Origin of the sequence: Pseudonocardia humida (assembly GCF_023898865.1) — a bacterium.
Taxonomy (GTDB): domain Bacteria; phylum Actinomycetota; class Actinomycetes; order Mycobacteriales; family Pseudonocardiaceae; genus Pseudonocardia; species Pseudonocardia humida.
This window is the reverse complement of record NZ_JAGSOV010000045.1, coordinates 48,424-63,421: the sequence shown is the minus strand read 5'-3', so window position 1 is coordinate 63,421 and position 14,998 is coordinate 48,424. Positions and strand designations below refer to the sequence as shown.

Here is a 14,998-nt window from a genome sequence, read left to right as displayed (position 1 = left end):
CGCTCAGGTCGTGATGAGGTAGCGCCGCAGCGCGGGCTCGCCCGGCTCCACCGATTCCAGCACGCCCCCGCACGCCTCGATCACCTTCCGCGAGCCGAGGTTGTCGTCGTCGCAGGTCACCAGGGCCGAGGTGATGCCGAGCCCGCGGGCGACGCACAGGCTGGCGCGCAGGATCGCGGTGGCGTGGCCGCGGCGGCGGTACTGCGGCAGCACGCCGTAGCCGATGTGGCCGCCGAACCGCCGCAGGGCCGCGTTGAGGTGGTGCCGCACGGACGTGCGCCCGACGATGCGCCCGTCCACGTCGGCGACCAGGAACGTCGCCGGCACGATCCCCTCGCGCAGGTTGCGGCCCGCGCGCTGGTCGGCGAGTTCGTCGAGGTAGTCCCCCCAGGCCAGCTCCGGGCGCAGGCCCAGGCCGAAGGTGAAGCCGTCGGCCTCCATCGCCCGGTGGCCCGCCCGGAACTCCGCCTCGTCGGCCGGGCCGAGCTCGCGCAGCCGCAGCTCGCCGTCCACGCCACCCCTCCGATCGACCGGGACCGAGGGACCGGAGGGTAGTGGCGCGGGTGGGCGGGCGCGGCCGGTTTACCGGTCGATCCCGCGCAGGAACTCCACGCTCGCGCGCACATCGGCCAGCGGGCCCTCGCCGGTGGGCGCGGCGGTCAGGATCGTGTCCTGCTCGAGCACGTACCAGCCGCGGTAGCCGTGCGCCTCCAGCACGCCCACGATCCCGGCGATGTCGACGTCGCCCCGGCCGAGCGGGCGGTACATGCCCTCGCGGACGGCGTCGGTGTAGGTGATCTCCCCGGCCCGCACGCGCGCGGCGGTGGCCGCGTCGACGTCCTTGAGGTGGGTGTGGGCGATCCGGTCGGGCACGGCCTTGGCCAGCGCCAGCGGGTCGGAGCCGCCGATGAGCAGGTGGCCGGTGTCCAGGCAGAGCGGGACCGCCGAGCCGACCAGCACCCGCTCGACCTCGGCGCCGGTCTCCACCATCGTGCCCACGTGGGGGTGCAGCACCGCGGTCACGCCGCGCCGGCGGGCCAGCTCGGCGACGCGGTCGAGGTTGCCCAGCAGGGTGCGCCACGCCGCGTCGTCGAGGTCGGGGCGGGCGTCGTAGCCGTCGGCCCCGGAGGAGGCGGCCAGCACGAGGGTGGCGGCGCCGGCGGCGGTGAACGCGTCGAGCTCCCGTTCGACGGCAGGCAGCGGGTCGTGGTCCGCGTCGTGCAGCAGTGCGGGCACGAACCCGCCCACGGCCGACAGGCCGTGGGCGCGCAGCACCCCCGTGCGCGCCTGCGGCTCAGCCGGCAGGAACCCCTCCGGACCGAACTCGGTGGCGGTCAGGCCCAGCTCGCGCATCTGGGTCAGCACCAGCTCGGGGGCCAGCTGGTGGCCCCAGCCGGGCACCTCGCACACGCCCCAGGAGATCGGGGCCCCGGCGATGCGGTCGGTGAACATGGCGGTCCTCTCGGTGGGGACGGTGGTCAGAGGGGGCGGCGGACGTCGTCGAGGCGGACCGGGCGGTGCTCGGCCAGCGACCGGGTGGCGGCCTCGGCCACCCACCCGGTCTCCATGGCGTCCTCGACGGTGCAGGGGGACGGCCTCGTGCCCGCCACGACCTCGGTGAACGCGGCCAGCTCGGCGCGGAACGCCGCGGCGAAGCGGTCCATGAAGAACGCGTGCGGCTCGGCGTCCGGGAAGGTCGCGCCCGGCTCGACCGAGCGCAGCGGCAACTTCGGCTCCAGCCCGACGGCGATGCTGTCGGCGGTGCCGTGCAGCTCCAGGCGCACGTCGTAGCCGCGGGGGTTGTAGCGGGTGTTGGAGACGACGGCGACGGTCTCGTCGTCGAGGGTGAGCACGGTGGCCGCGGTGGCGACGTCGCCCGACCCGGCGAAGACCGCGTCCCCGATGGCCGAGCCCGTCGCGTACACCTCGACGACCTCGCGCCCGGTCACCCAGCGCACGGCGTCGAAGTCGTGCACGGCGCAGTCGCGGAAGATGCCGCCGGACACGGCCACGTAGGCCGCGGGCGGCGGCGCGGGGTCCAGGGTCGTCGACCGGACCGTGTGCAGCCTGCCCAGCTCGCCGGCGGCGACGGCGGCCCGGGCCGCGGCGAACCCGGCGTCGAAGCGGCGGGGGTAGCCGATCTGCACCGGCACCCCGGTGTCGCCCACCCGCCGGGCCACCCGCAGCCCCTCGTCCATGGTGCGGGCGACCGGCTTCTCGCAGAACACCGGGAGTCCCGCGGCGGCCGCGGCGAGCAGCAGCTCCGGGTGGGCGTCGGTGGCCGCGGCGATCACCACGCCGTCCACGCCCGCGGCCAGCAGCTCCTCCGGCGAGTCGCTGACCTCGACCGGGAGCCGGGCCGCGATCGCAGCGGCGGCGGCGGGCACGGCGTCGGTGACCACCAGGCTGCTCACCGCGTCCAGCGCGGAGAGCGTGTCGGCGTGGAACGCGCCGATCCGGCCGAGGCCGATCAGGCCGAGTCGCATGCGGGCTCCGTTCAGTCGTAGGCGCCGACGACGGTCTGGTCCCAGTCCAGGACGGCCCCGGTGACCACGCCGCTGCGCTCGGAGAGCAGGAACACGACCATGTCGGCGATCTCCTCGGCCCGGGCGAGGCGGCCCATCGGCAGCGCCCGGCCCGCCCGCTCCGCCCAGCCGTCGCCGGCGCCGTGGGCCGCGCGCTGCACGGCGTCCTCGCCCTCGGTGTCGGTCCAGCCGATGTCCAGCCCGTTGATCCGGATGCGGTCGAAGCGGTGGGCGTGCGCGGCGTTGCGGGTGAGCCCGGCCAAGCCGGCCTTGGCCGCCACGTAGGGCGCCAGGTACGGCTGCCCGCCGTGCGCGGAGATCGAGATGATGTTGACGATCGCGCCTGGCTCGCCGCGGCGGACCATGTCGGCCACGGCGGCCTGCATCGTGAAGAACGGGGCGCGCAGGTTGACCGCGACGTGCGCGTCGAACAGCTCGGGGGTGGTGTCGAGCAGGGTGCCGCGGGTGACCAGGCCGGCCGAGTTGACCAGGCAGTCGACCCGGCCGAACTCGGCCACGGTGGCGGCGACGCCCGCCTTCGCCTGCTCGGGGTCGGCGACGTCGGCGGGCACGAACCGCGCGGTGGCCCCGGCACCGGTCAGTTCGGCGACGAGCCGCTCGCCGGCTGCGCGGCGCCGTCCGGTGACGACCACCGTCGCGCCCTCGCGGGCCGCGGCCGTCGCGACCCCGGCGCCCACGCCCCGGGTACCCCCGCTGACCAGCACGATCTTGCCCGGCAGCAGGCTCCCGATCGGCACGGTCCTCCCCAGCGGCGGCGGCGGTGGGACGGACCTCGGCCCGTCAGTGGACCGGTCCAACGTGACATATCGGAGAGGGGCGCGTCAACGCCCGGGCCGTCCGCCGGCGGGTCAGCCGTCGGCGCCCGCGGCGGCCGGACTGGCGACCGGACGAGGCCCGTGGGTGTGGTCCTCGGACGGGATGCGCGAGGACAGCAGGACCACCCCGGCCACGGTGACGGCGAACCCGAGCAGCCCGAACGCGATCCGCACCGGCGTGCCTGCCAGCTGCTCGCCGAGAGAGAGCACGCCGATCGCCACCGCGGTGACCGGGTCGGCCAGCGTCTGCACGGCCAGCGGGGCGCCCAGCCCGCCGTCCTGGTACGCGTGCTGGGCCAGCACGACCCCCAGCGGCGCCGCGATCAGGCCGATCGCCACGACCGTCGGGCTGCCCATCTGCAGCCACAGCGCCTTGACCGCCGCCGACGTCGTCCCGAAGCACAGGGCGGCGGCGCCGGCCAGCAGGATCGCCGCCCACAGCGGGTCGGTGCGCCGGATCCGCAGCGCGCACAGCGTGGCGGTGGCGACGATGACGGCGACGACGCAGGCCACCGTCGGGAAGGAGGCGAAGATCCGCCCGGTGCCCGGCTGGTGCGGGATCGCGGTCAGCACCCCCGGCAGGCCGACGACCACGCAGAGCGCGCCGATCCAGGCCCGCCGGGTGACCGGGGTCCGGCCGATGCGGGCCCCCACCGGCAGCGCCAGGGCCAGCGCGGTGACCCCGATCGGCTGGACCAGGACCAGCGGCCCGGCGCCGAGCGCGGCCAGGTGCAGCAGGGCGCCCAGGATCGTCGCGGTCTGCGCGGCCCACCAGCCCTTCCGGTGCATCAGCGCGATCATCAGCGTGGCGACCCCGCTCTCCGGCTGCCGGGACGCCTCGTGGTGCTGCAGTACGGCCGACAGGGCGTAGCAGGCGGCCGAGGCGAGGGCCAGGACGACCGCGAGGGCGGGGTGCACCCGTTGACGGTAGGCAACGGCCCGCGACCCGGCCCCCGGGACCCGGCGATCGGCCGGACGAACCGGCGGGTTCCGGACAACCCCCCTGCTCACGGCCTCTTCTGCGCGCCGCGTGGCTACCCGCGCGGCCTACTCTCGTCACAGTGACGATCACGAGTTCGGTCGCGGCCCGGTTGGTCGGAGCGACGCTCGCCGGGATGCCGGTCGGCGGTGCGGGGTGAGCGCGCCGGACCCCGACATGACGAGCGTGTGGGAAGCCGTCGAACGGTCGACGACGTGGCTGGACGCCCACCACGAGCCCGACGACGCCGAGATCACGATGCGGCTGTTGAAGGTCACCGAGGAGGCGGGCGAGGTCGCGCAGGCGTGGATCGGGGCTACGGGGCGCAACCCGCGCAAGGGCGTGACGCATGGACGGGACGATGTCGCGGCCGAGCTGGCGGATGTCGTGTTCAGTGCGCTCGTGGCCATCAGGAGTCTGGGGCTGGATCCGGGGGCGGTGCTGAACGAGAAGGCGCGTGCGCTGGTTGCGCGTACCAGGGGCGGATGATTCCGGTTTTCGCGGGTGCCCCTCGTCGCTCAGCTGGTCCTGGGACTGCGCACACTGGCCGGCACTGTGCGCACGGCCGCGTCCGCGGAGGTGCGCACTGTGCACACCTCGTGGTCGCCGCGCGCATGTCATGACCTGTGCACCGTGTCCACGAGGTGTGCGCGGTGGCGACGGGTGTGCGCGGCGGCGGGCCCCGAGACGCCGACCGCGCCTGCCGATCACCGATCGCAGGGTCCTCGCAGAGGTGGTGGCGTCCTGGCAGCGTCAGGTGTGTGCTCGCAGCACGCCGGCGCGCTGCGAGCACACATCCAGGGCTGCGAGGTGTACCCAGGGACCGCTGCCGGGACGCCGGCTCATTCACCGATCCCGGACAGCCCGGCAGCGCCGCGAACTGCCGCTCCCCGCCACCCCGTAGGCTGAACTCCGTGACCGATATGTCGGCATCTATCCGGCGCTCCCTCCGCGCCACCCTCGCCGCCGCTCTCATCGCCCTGGCCGTCGCCGGCTGCGGCGGCAGCAGCAGCGAGGGGTCGAACACCCAGTGCGCCCTCGACGGCTGCACCATCACCTTCGCCCGCGGCGCCACCGGTGAGGTCTCGGTCCTCGGCGTCACCGCCCGCCTGGTGAGCGTCGACGGGGGTGTCGCCACCATCGACATCGCCGGCAACACCGTCCAGGTGCCGGTGGGCGGGGAGACCACCGCCGAGGGCTTCACAGTCGGGCTGCAGAGCCTCACCGAGGACCAGGCCGTCGTCCGGGTCACCCTCGGCGGCGGCGGCAGAGGCGAAGGCGGGGGCGGCTGAACCCCCGTCAGGTGATGGGCGAGCCGCCGGTGACGCCGAGCACCTCCGAGGTCATGTAGCTCGACTCCTGCGACGCCAGGAAGACGTAGAACGGGGCGAGCTCGGCGGGTTGGGCGGCGCGGCCCATGGGGGACTGGGCTCCGAACGACTCCAGCTTCTTCTCGTCCATGGTCGCCGGGATCAGCGGCGTCCACACGGGGCCGGGGGCCACCGAGTTGGCGCGGATGCCGCGCTCGACCAGGTTGTGCCCGAGGCCCTTGGTGAAGTTGACGATGGCGGCCTTGGACGTGGCGTAGTCGAGCAGGTGCGGTGACGGGGAGAACGCCTGCACCGAGGACGTCGTGATGATCGAGGAGCCGGCCTCCATGTGCGGCAGGGCCGCCTTGACCAGCCAGAACATGGCGTAGATGTTGGTCTTCATGACCCGGTCGAACTGCTCGGTGGTGATGTCGTCGATGCCGCCGTCCTGCGACATCTGGTAGGCGGCGTTGCTGACCAGGACGTCGATCTTCCCGAACTCCTGCGCCGCCCGGTCGACGATCGCCCGGCACTGCTCCTCGGTGCGGATGTCGCCGGGCACGGTGACGGCCTTGCGGCCGGCCTCGGTGACCCAGCGCGCGGTCTCCTTGGCGTCGGTCTCCTCGCTCTCGAGGTAGGAGATCAGGACGTCGGCGCCCTCCCGGGCGAAGGCGATCGCCACGGCCCGGCCGATGCCGGAGTCGCCGCCGGTGATGACGGCCTTCTTGCCCTCCAGGCGGCCGGAGCCCCGGTAGGTGTGCTCGCCGTGGTCGGGCTGCACGTCCAGGTCCCGGGTGCGCCCGGGGTACTCGACGGTCTGGTCGCCGCTGCCGGGCTGGGAGTGCTGCTGGGTCGGGTCCTGCTGGGTGTACTGGTCCTGGCTCACCGTCAACCTCTCGATCGTCGCGTCTCGTCATCGGTCCTCCGCAGCACTTCCCCGCAATACCGCGTCCAACCCATCCATCGGGGATGCATCGGTGGTCACCGGGTAGTGCTCCGGTCGAGGCACGCGACGACGACGGTCAGGAGGACGCATGGCGAGGGTGGTGCGGCTGGGTGCGGTGGCCGCCGGCGCGGTCGGTGCGCTGATCGCCGCCCGGCGGGTCCGCCGGGCGGGAGGGCCGGGCAAGACGGGTCCGACGTGGTTGGGGGTGACGGTGCTGGCGCCGCCGGACCGGATCGCGGCCGGCGGGGAGCTGCCCGAGCCGCTGCGCGCGCTGGGCGACGCCGTCGAGGTGCGGATGCAGCCGGCGCCGGGCGACCGGGGCACCGAGGTGTACGCCCGGCTGCGCGACGACGGGCAGGGGTCGGGCACCGCCGCGCGGCTGACCGGCCGCGACCGGATGGGCCCGCTGCGCCAGGCGCTGCGCGAGGCGAAGTCGCTGGTCGAGACCGGTGAGGTGCTGCGCACCGACGCCGTCGAGACCACTCACCCCGGCCCGCGGGGCCGGCTGATCGCCGCGCTCGACGAGCGCGCGCAGAAGGCGGGGCGGCTGTGAGGGCGCTGTGCTGGGAGGGCGTGAACTCGCTCGCCGTCCGCGACGTGCCGGACCCGGGGATCCGCAACGACCAGGACGTGGTCCTGAAGGTGCGCGCCAGCGCGGCCTGCGGCTCCGACCTGCACCTGCTCGGCGGCTACATCCCGTTCATGCAGGCCGGGGACGTGATGGGCCACGAGTTCATCGGTGAGGTCGTCGAGGTCGGGAAGGGGGTGCGGAAGCGGAAGGTCGGCGAGCGGGTGGTGGTGTCGTCCTTCGTCGGGTGCGGGCGCTGCTGGTACTGCACGCACGACCTGTGGTCGCTGTGCGACAACACCAACACCAACCCGGTGCACACCCAGGCACTGTGGGGCTACGAGCCCGGCGCCTGCTTCGGCTACTCCCACGCCATGGGCGGGCTGGCCGGCAGTCACGCCGAGTACGTGCGCGTCCCGTTCGCCGACTTCGGCTCGTTCGTCGTGCCCGACGGGGTGGACGACCTGGCCGCGGTGTTCGCCTCCGACGCCGGCCCGACCGGCTGGATGGGTGCCGACCTGGGTGGTGTGTCGCCGGGCGACGTCGTCGCCGTGTGGGGTGCCGGGGCCGTCGGCCAGGTGGCGGCGCGGGCGGCCACGCTGCTGGGCGCCGAGCGGGTGGTCGTCGTCGACCGCTACGGCTACCGGCTCGAGCAGGCCGAGAAGCACATGGGCGTCGAGGCGCTCGACTACACCACGACCGACGTCGGCGCGGCGCTGCGCGAGATGACCGGCGGGCGCGGACCCGACGTGTGCATCGAGGCGGTCGGCATGGAGGCCCACTCCGACGGCCCCGGGTTCGTCTACGACCAGGCCAAGCAGCAGCTGGGGATGCAGACCGACCGCCCGACCGCGGTGCGCGAGGCGATCCACGCCTGCCGCAAGGGCGGCTCGGTGTTCATCCTCGGGGTGTTCGCCGCGGTCGTCGACAAGTTCCCGCTCGGCGCGATCATCAACAAGGGGCTGACGGTGCGCGGCGCCCAGATGCACGGCCAGCGCTACATCCCCGGCCTGCTCGACCGGATCGCCGCCGGTGAGCTGCCCACCCGGCACTTCGCCACCCACCCGATGCCCCTGGACGAGGGCCCGGAGGGCTACCGGATCTTCAAGGAGAAGGTCGACGGCTGCGTCCGGCCGGTCTTCCGGCCCTGACCCCTCAGCCGGCCAGGAACTCGGCGATCACCGGGGCCACGGCGTCGTGGTCCACGCCGTGGCCCTGGCCGGCGAGGGTGCGGTGCCGGGCGCCGGGGACGGCGCGGGCGACGGCGGCGACGGTGTCGCGCGCCCACGCCTCGGACTCACCGCCGTCGAGGACCAGGACGGGGACCGCGACGTCGGCCAGCCAGGCCGGCAACCCGACCGGGCCGGCCAGCGCGAAGTCGAAGGGGAGGGTCGGGGCCAAGGCCCGCATGCCGGCCCAGGCCGGGGTGTCCTCGAAGCCCAGCGGCGCGGTCGAGCCGCCGATGAACAGCCGCACGGCGTCGTCGGGCCGCCCGTCGGCCAGCGCGGCGCGGACGCGGGGTTCGAGCGCGGGATCGGAGGCGGTGTCGTCGACGGCCCACGGGGGCTCGTAGGCGACCACCCGGTCGACGGGGACGCCGCGGGCGGCTGCGGCCAGCGCCAGGATCGCCCCGGACGAGTGCCCGTAGAGCGCGGTGCCCGGCCCGGCGGCCGCCACGACGGCGGCCAGGTCCTCGACCTCGCGCTCGACGGCGTCCGGACCCGCCGCGGCGGGGTCGGAGTCGCCGCGACCGCGGCGGTCGTACCAGAGCACCGTGCGCTCCCGGGCCAGCAGCGCGGCGAGCGGGTCGACCACGTGCCGGTCGCAGAAGGCGCCCACGGCCAGCACGACCGGTGGGCCCTCACCGGCGCGGTCGTAGGCGATGCGGGTGCCGTCGGCGGATCGGATCGTCTGCATACCGGTTGGACCGGCGGCGGACGCCCGACTCATCGGGGGAGGCGCAGGACGCCGTCGATGCGGCGGGGGATGGCCGGCCCGGCGTCGCGCAGCTCGGGCGGGAGCACCCGTTCGGGGGCGTTCTGCCAGGTCAACGGGCGTAGGAAGCGGCGGATCGCGGTCGGGCCGACGGACGTGTGCACCGTGTTCGTGGACGGCCAGGGCCCGCCGTGCGTCTGCGCCCACGCCACCAGCACCCCGGTGGGGTAGCCGTCGAACAGGACGCGCCCGGCCCGGGTGCGCAGCACGGCGAGCAGCGCGTCGAGGTCGTCGCTCTCCTCGGCGTGCACGGCCGCGGCGAGCGAGCTCGGCAGCGCGCGCAGGGCGTGCAGCAGGTCGTCGGTGCCGTCGTAGCGCACGGCGATCGCGATGGGGCCGAAGCACTCCTGCGCCACCTCGGGGCGCAGGTCGGCGGCGGCCACGGTGAGCAGCGCGGCGCCCGCGGCGAAACCGGTGCCGTCGGTGGCGCCGCGACCGGCGACCTCGACGCCGTCCAGCCCGGCGAGGCGCCCGCCGATCTCGGCGTAGGACTCGTGGATGCGGGCGTTGAGCAGGGGCTTGGCCGGGGCGTCCGCGACGAGTTCGGCCATCCGGGCCACCAGCGCGTCGCCCGCGGCGCCGACGGGCACGAACGCCAGCCCGGGCTTGGTGCACAGCTGCCCGGCGGCCATCGTGAACGAGCCGACAAGGCCCTCGGCGATCGCCGCGCCCCGGGCGGCGGCGGCCGCCTCGGTGACCACCAGCGGGTTGATCGACGACAGCTCGCCGTAGAACGGGATCGGGTCGGGGCGGTCGTCGATGATCCGCTGCAGGGCCCGCGCGCCGCTCAGCGAGCCGGTGAACCCGACCGCGGTGATCCGCGGGTCGGCGACCAGCCGGGCGCCCGCCTCGCGACCCAGCACGATGCCGACGGTGCCCTCCGGCGCCCCCACCTGCTCGGCGGCCTCGCGCAGCGCCCGGTGCGCCAGCAGCGACGTCGCCGGGTGCGACTCGTGGGCCTTGGCCACGACCGGGCAGCCCGCGGCCAGCGCGGAGGCGGTGTCGCCGCCGGGCACCGAGAAGGCGAGCGGGAAGTTGCTGGCCCCGAACACCGCGACCGGCCCGAGCGGGACGAGCATGCGGCGCAGATCGGGTCCCGGGCCCATCGGGGTGTCGCCCGCGTGGTCGATCGTGGCCTCCAGGTAGGAGCCCTCCTCCGCCACTTCGGCGAACATCCGCAGCTGGTAGGTGGTGCGGGCGAGCTCGCCCTTGAGCCGGTCGGGACCGATCGCGGTCTCCAGGTCGGCGGTGGCCACGATCTCGGAGCCGTTGGCCTCGAGCCGGGCCGCGGCGGCGCGCAGCAACTCGGCCCGGCCGGACCGGCCGAGGGCCTCCAGGCCCGCGGCGGCGTCGGCGGCGGCCCGGGTGGTCTGCTCGACCTCGGCGTCGGTGGTGGGCGGGGCGACCGGCACGGACTCGCCGGTGCGGGGGTCGGTGGAGACGACGGCTGCGGTCACGGATTCCTCCGGGTTCGGGTGGGCGGGTGATCCGGTGCTGTCCCGCACCACGAGGTCGAAGCCGACGTCGCGGGCGGGGTGCTCGACCGGGCGGTCACCGAGCGGGTGGCCGAGCGCTTGCGGTAGCGGCGGGCGATCGGCGTCGTCACAGGAGCTTCCGGGCGGCGAGGTTGCGCATCAGGTCGGCGACGCCGAACGTCCAGGGCTCGCACTCGTCGGACGGGCGGATGCGGTTGGTCAGCGTGCCCAGCCGCGGCGAGGAGACGGTGACCAGGTCGCCGGACTCGTGGGTGAAGCCCTGGCCGGGGGCGTGCCGGTCGGCCGTCGGGGCGAACATCGTGCCCAGGTAGAGCACGGCGCCGTCGGGGTAGCGGTGGTGCGGCCCGACCAGCTGGGCCACCAGGTCGGTCGGGTCGCGGCTGATCTCCGACATCGACGACGTGCCGTCGAGGTGGAAGCCCTCCGGGCCGTCGACGGTGAGCGCGACGGTCGCCGAGCGGACGTCGTCGAGGCCGAAGCCCCCACCGCCATCGGCGCCGTCGAACAGCCGCACGAACGGGCCCAGCGCGGCCGAGGCGTTGTTGTCCTTGGCCTTGGGCAGCAGCAGCGCGGAGCGGCCCTCGACGTCGCGCAGGTTGACGTCGTTGCCCAGCGTCGCCCCGACGATCCGGCCGTCCGCCGAGACCAGCAGCGCGACCTCGGGCTCGGGGTTGTTCCAGGTGGACGAGCGGTGCACGCCGGCGTCGGTGGCCGTGCCCACGGCGGCCAGCACGGGCGCCTTGGTGAAGATCTCGGCGTCCGGGCCGAGGCCGACCTCCAGGTACTGGCTCCACCGGCCCTCGGCGACGAGCACCTCGCGCAGCGCGGCGGCCTGCTCGGAGCCGGGGCGCAGGGCCCGCAGGTCGCCGCCGACCAGCTGGTGGATCTCCGCGCGGGCCTGCGCGGCCGCTCCGGCGTCGCCGCGCACCCGCTCCTCGATCACCCGCTCCAGCATCGAGGTCACGAAGGTGACCCCGGCGGCCTTGACGACCTGCAGGTCGACCGGCGCGAGCAGGTGCGGAACGGCGGGGTCGCGGTGCTCTGCAGGGGTGGCGGCCAGTACGGCGGCCAGGTCGGCGATCCGCTCGCCGGGCGCGGCCCGCAGCCGCGCCGCCGGGTCGTCGGTCTCGGCGAGGTCGCGCACCGTCGGGAACGCCGACGTGACGTCGTAGAGGCCGTCGGGGCGCACGGCCACCACGGCCGGACCCCCGACGTCGGCCCGCCACACCCGCCCGACCAGGGCCGCGTCCGCGGCGTCGACGGGCAGGGTCGTCTCGGCCACGGGCGGCCACGTCGCGGTCACCGCCAGATCCTCTCGCGATCCACCCGTGCGTGTCACCGGCGCCGGAAGACCCGGCCCGGGGCGCGCTGAACCACCCGCCGCCCCACCCGTCGAGAACGAAGCTGTTGTCGTTTGGACCGGTCCAAAACGACGACAGCTTCGTTCTCGACGGGGTCCCCGGGGGTCAGGAAACCTGGCCGGCCAGGTGGCGGACCCGGTGGCGGAAGGCGTCCAGCTTCGCGTCGCGGTCCGCCGGGGTGCCGCGGGTCGCGAGGCGGTGGCCGCCGAACTCGAAGTCCTCGGCGAGCGCGTACACCGGCATCACGGCCGTGGTCAGCCCGGCGTCGCCGACCCGGCGGCGCAGGTCGCGCAGGACGTCGGCGAACGGCGAGTGGCCGTGCAGGGAGTAGTAGTTCTCGACGATGTCCGCGGCGACGTGCGGGTGCAGCAGGTCGGTCTTGGTGACCGCGATGAGCAGCCAGATCGGCTTGCGCGACTCGCCGACCAGCGACGCGATGTGGGTGGCGGTCTGGCGGAAGTCCTCGACCTCGCGCTCGCGCTGCAGGGCGCGGTAGGCGTCCAGGCCCATCGACTCGTCGCGGGCCTCGGGCGAGCCGGGACGCGCCGTGGCCAGCCCGTCGGCGACGACGTGCACGACGCCGTCCACCGGCTCGCTGTGGAAGAGCTGCTCGAAGCCGGTGCGGCGGGCCGCGACGTCGCCGCCGGGGATGATCCGGAAGCGCATCCCGGACAGCCCGGACCGCCAGGACCGCTTCTCCACCGTCGGCGACTCGAACTCCAGCGGCGTGTAGTCCGCCTTGCGCGAGCACGCCTGGTGCACCAGCACGGTCTTGCCGCTGCCGGCGAGGCCGGTGACGGCGACGATCGGGTGGCGGCTGCGGTAGGCGACCGGCAGCCGCTCCCTCGCCGCCCCGATGACGACCGGGACGGCCGTCGCGGCGAGCCCGCGGACGACCTTGTTCCTGGCCAGTGACTGGACACCGGTGACGACGGCGCGGGCAGCGGGCACGGCGGGCTCCTCAGCGGGACGGCGGTGGTGTCCGATGCGGCCGAGCGGGGAGCGCGACCGGACGTCGGGCGGAGGATAACGAGCCGGGGTCCGCGCGGCGTGGGCGGTGGGTCACCCCCGCACCACCGGCATCCACACCCGCATCGTCGAGGGCCCCCGCTCGGCCCAGTCGTGGTAGGCGACCAGGGGCACGTCCACGCCGTCGCCGGTGCCGTCGCGCCCCGGTGGCGGGCCGTAGGGCCAGGACCCGTCCGGCGCGACCGCCGGGCGCAGCCGCACGACGACGGCGCCGTCGACCTCCCGGGGCGGGACGGTCGGGTCGACGCCGACGTCGACGACGTCGTCGAGGCGGCCGCCGGTGGCCGCGGCCAGGTCGACCGACTCCAGGCAGAGCACCTCCGGTCCGCGTTCCACGGCCAGGCAGCCGCGCACGGCGTCGATGCGGGGGTCGGCGGCGGTGAAGCGGGGGGTGACCGGGAGGTGCAGCTCGACGACGTCGCCGTCGGCGAAGGCGCGCCGCACGGTCGCCGTACCGGGCTCCACGTCCTCCTCGGTCGGGGGGCCGTCGGCGGGCAGCACCCGCAGGCGGGCGCCCTCGGCCCACGCCGGGACGCGCAGGGTGAGCGTCCAGGGGTCGGCGGCGCCGTCCCGGACGCGGACCGCGACGGTGCCCGACCGCGGGTACCCGGTCTCCACGTCGAAGGCGACCCGGCGCCCGTCGGGCAGGGTGGTGCGGACCGTGGCCGGGGCGTACAGGTGCAGCTGGACGCCGTCGTCGTCGGCCGTGGCGACGTAGCCGGCCAGCCCGGCGAGCGTGCGGGCGACGTTGGGCGGGCAGCACGACACCGCGAACCACGGCGCCCGCAGCGACGACGCGGCGCGCGGCGAGACCTCGTCGTCGCGGGCGGGCGTCCCGGGCACCCGCTGGTGCAGGGTGTTGGTGTAGAAGAACGCCGTCCCGGCCTCCGACGGGGAGGTCGCCACCACGTTGAACAGGGTGCGCTCGACCAGGTCGGCGTGCTGCGGGCGGCCGGTCGCCAGCAGCAGCCGCCAGCTGAACATGATCGAGCCGACGCCGGCGCAGGTCTCGGAGTAGGCCCGGTCCGGGGGCAGCGCCCAGTCCTGGCCGAAGGCCTCGTCCTGGTGGTGGGAGCCCTGGCCGCCGGTCAGGTAGGTGCGCCGGGCGACGGTGTTCTCCCACTGCCGCGCCAGCGCGGCCAGCAGCTCGTCGTCGCCGCGCTCGACGGCCACGTCGACGGCCCCGGCCGACAGGTAGCCCGCGCGCACGGCGTGCCCGCGCAGCACCGTGGCCTCCCGCACCGGCACGTCGTCCTGGTAGTAGGCGCGGCCGAACTCGATGTCCGGGAGCAGCCCGTGGCCGCGCCGGTCGACGAACAGCGCCGCCTGGTCGAGGTAGCGCCGCTCGCCGGTCACCCTGGCCAGCGCGACCATGGCCGGCTCGATCTCGGCGTGCCCGCACACCGCGGCACGCCCGTCCGGCCCGAACACCTCGCAGACCAGGTCGGCGGCCCGGCGGGCTGCGCCGAGCAGGCCGTCGTCGGCGTCCGGGCGGGTGGTGGCCCGGGCCGCCGCGGCCTGGAACAGGTGCCCGAGGCAGTAGAGCTCGTGGCCCCACTCCAGGGCGGACCACCTGGGGGCCTGCCCGGGCCGGCCGAACACGGTGCCCAGGTAGCCGTCGGGCTCCTGGGCCGCGGCGACCCGGGCGACGATCGCGCGGAACCGGTCGTCCAGGCCCGGGTCGCCGGCCCGGCCGATCTCCCAGGCCATCGCCTCCAGCAGCTTGTAGACCTCGGAGTCGGAGAACTCGCGCCCGCGCCTGCCCTCGGGCAGCCGGCCCGCGGCGGCCAGGTCGAAGTTGCCCAGCCAGCCCTCGCGCTCGAGCCAGCCCTCGATGTGCGCCAGGGTGGCGGTGGCGTTGACGTGCTGGCGGTGGCCCCAGAATCCACCGGTGATCGCGACCTCGTCGAGGCCGAGCGGGCGCAGTCGGGCGACGGGTCGGGTGCGCGTCAT

At 75.4% G+C, this 14,998-nt stretch carries 15 protein-coding genes; 4 read left to right on the top strand and 11 right to left on the bottom strand.

From position 1 onward, the window contains the following. Positions 1-3: 3 nt before the first annotated feature. The 5 genes from KDL28_RS21895 to KDL28_RS21875 form a co-directional block, all read right to left on the bottom strand. A complete protein-coding gene (locus KDL28_RS21895) occupies positions 4-513 on the bottom strand; it encodes a GNAT family N-acetyltransferase (RefSeq protein WP_252441336.1) in 510 nt (169 codons plus the stop codon). 69 nt (positions 514-582) lie between these two features. Then, entirely contained in the window at positions 583-1,452 is an 870-nt protein-coding gene (locus tag KDL28_RS21890; protein WP_252441335.1) for a sugar phosphate isomerase/epimerase family protein, read from the bottom strand. Between the two features lie 26 nt (positions 1,453-1,478). After that, positions 1,479-2,486: a Gfo/Idh/MocA family protein gene (locus KDL28_RS21885; protein WP_252441334.1), complete on the bottom strand. Its 1,008-nt coding sequence runs from the start codon at positions 2,484-2,486 to the stop codon at positions 1,479-1,481. 11 nt (positions 2,487-2,497) lie between these two features. After that, the gene (locus tag KDL28_RS21880; protein WP_252441333.1) at positions 2,498-3,283 is read right to left on the bottom strand and encodes an SDR family oxidoreductase; all 786 of its coding nucleotides are present in this window, start codon (positions 3,281-3,283) and stop codon (positions 2,498-2,500) included. A 111-nt stretch (positions 3,284-3,394) separates the two neighbouring features. Then, positions 3,395-4,279 carry a DMT family transporter gene (locus KDL28_RS21875; RefSeq protein ID WP_252441332.1) on the bottom strand — a complete coding sequence of 295 codons (885 nt, stop codon included), beginning with the start codon at positions 4,277-4,279 and terminating at the stop codon, positions 3,395-3,397. 217 nt (positions 4,280-4,496) lie between these two features. Here KDL28_RS21875 and KDL28_RS21870 point away from each other — a divergent pair, with 217 nt between their 5' ends. Then, positions 4,497-4,829, top strand: coding sequence for a MazG-like family protein (locus tag KDL28_RS21870; protein ID WP_252441331.1), 333 nt, complete (start codon positions 4,497-4,499; stop codon positions 4,827-4,829). 434 nt (positions 4,830-5,263) lie between these two features. Next, complete coding sequence (locus KDL28_RS21865; RefSeq protein ID WP_252441330.1) at positions 5,264-5,632, top strand: hypothetical protein; 369 nt, start codon at positions 5,264-5,266, stop codon at positions 5,630-5,632. Positions 5,633-5,639: 7 nt separating this feature from the next. On the opposite strand, the gene KDL28_RS21860 is transcribed toward KDL28_RS21865, so the two are convergent. After that, complete coding sequence (locus KDL28_RS21860) at positions 5,640-6,536, bottom strand: SDR family oxidoreductase (RefSeq protein WP_252441329.1); 897 nt, start codon at positions 6,534-6,536, stop codon at positions 5,640-5,642. Between the two features lie 148 nt (positions 6,537-6,684). Here KDL28_RS21860 and KDL28_RS21855 point away from each other — a divergent pair, with 148 nt between their 5' ends. Further along, complete coding sequence (locus tag KDL28_RS21855) at positions 6,685-7,149, top strand: hypothetical protein (protein ID WP_252441328.1); 465 nt, start codon at positions 6,685-6,687, stop codon at positions 7,147-7,149. A gap of 20 nt (positions 7,150-7,169) precedes the next feature. Continuing rightward, positions 7,170-8,315, top strand: coding sequence for a zinc-dependent alcohol dehydrogenase (locus KDL28_RS21850; RefSeq protein ID WP_252441327.1), 1,146 nt, complete (start codon positions 7,170-7,172; stop codon positions 8,313-8,315). A 4-nt stretch (positions 8,316-8,319) separates the two neighbouring features. Here the strand turns inward: KDL28_RS21850 and KDL28_RS21845 are convergent, their stop codons facing one another. The 5 genes from KDL28_RS21845 to KDL28_RS21825 form a co-directional block, all read right to left on the bottom strand. Next, a complete protein-coding gene (locus KDL28_RS21845) occupies positions 8,320-9,081 on the bottom strand; it encodes an alpha/beta fold hydrolase (RefSeq protein WP_252441326.1) in 762 nt (253 codons plus the stop codon). 29 nt (positions 9,082-9,110) lie between these two features. Next, on the bottom strand, positions 9,111-10,616 hold the full coding sequence (locus tag KDL28_RS21840) for an aldehyde dehydrogenase (NADP(+)) (RefSeq protein ID WP_252441325.1): 1,506 nt from the start codon (positions 10,614-10,616) through the stop codon (positions 9,111-9,113). A gap of 145 nt (positions 10,617-10,761) precedes the next feature. Continuing rightward, positions 10,762-11,958: a fumarylacetoacetate hydrolase family protein gene (locus tag KDL28_RS21835; RefSeq protein ID WP_252441324.1), complete on the bottom strand. Its 1,197-nt coding sequence runs from the start codon at positions 11,956-11,958 to the stop codon at positions 10,762-10,764. Positions 11,959-12,121: 163 nt separating this feature from the next. Next, positions 12,122-12,967, bottom strand: coding sequence for a P-loop NTPase family protein (locus KDL28_RS21830; protein WP_252441323.1), 846 nt, complete (start codon positions 12,965-12,967; stop codon positions 12,122-12,124). Between the two features lie 111 nt (positions 12,968-13,078). Continuing rightward, complete coding sequence (locus KDL28_RS21825) at positions 13,079-14,998, bottom strand: glycoside hydrolase family 127 protein (RefSeq protein WP_252441322.1); 1,920 nt, start codon at positions 14,996-14,998, stop codon at positions 13,079-13,081.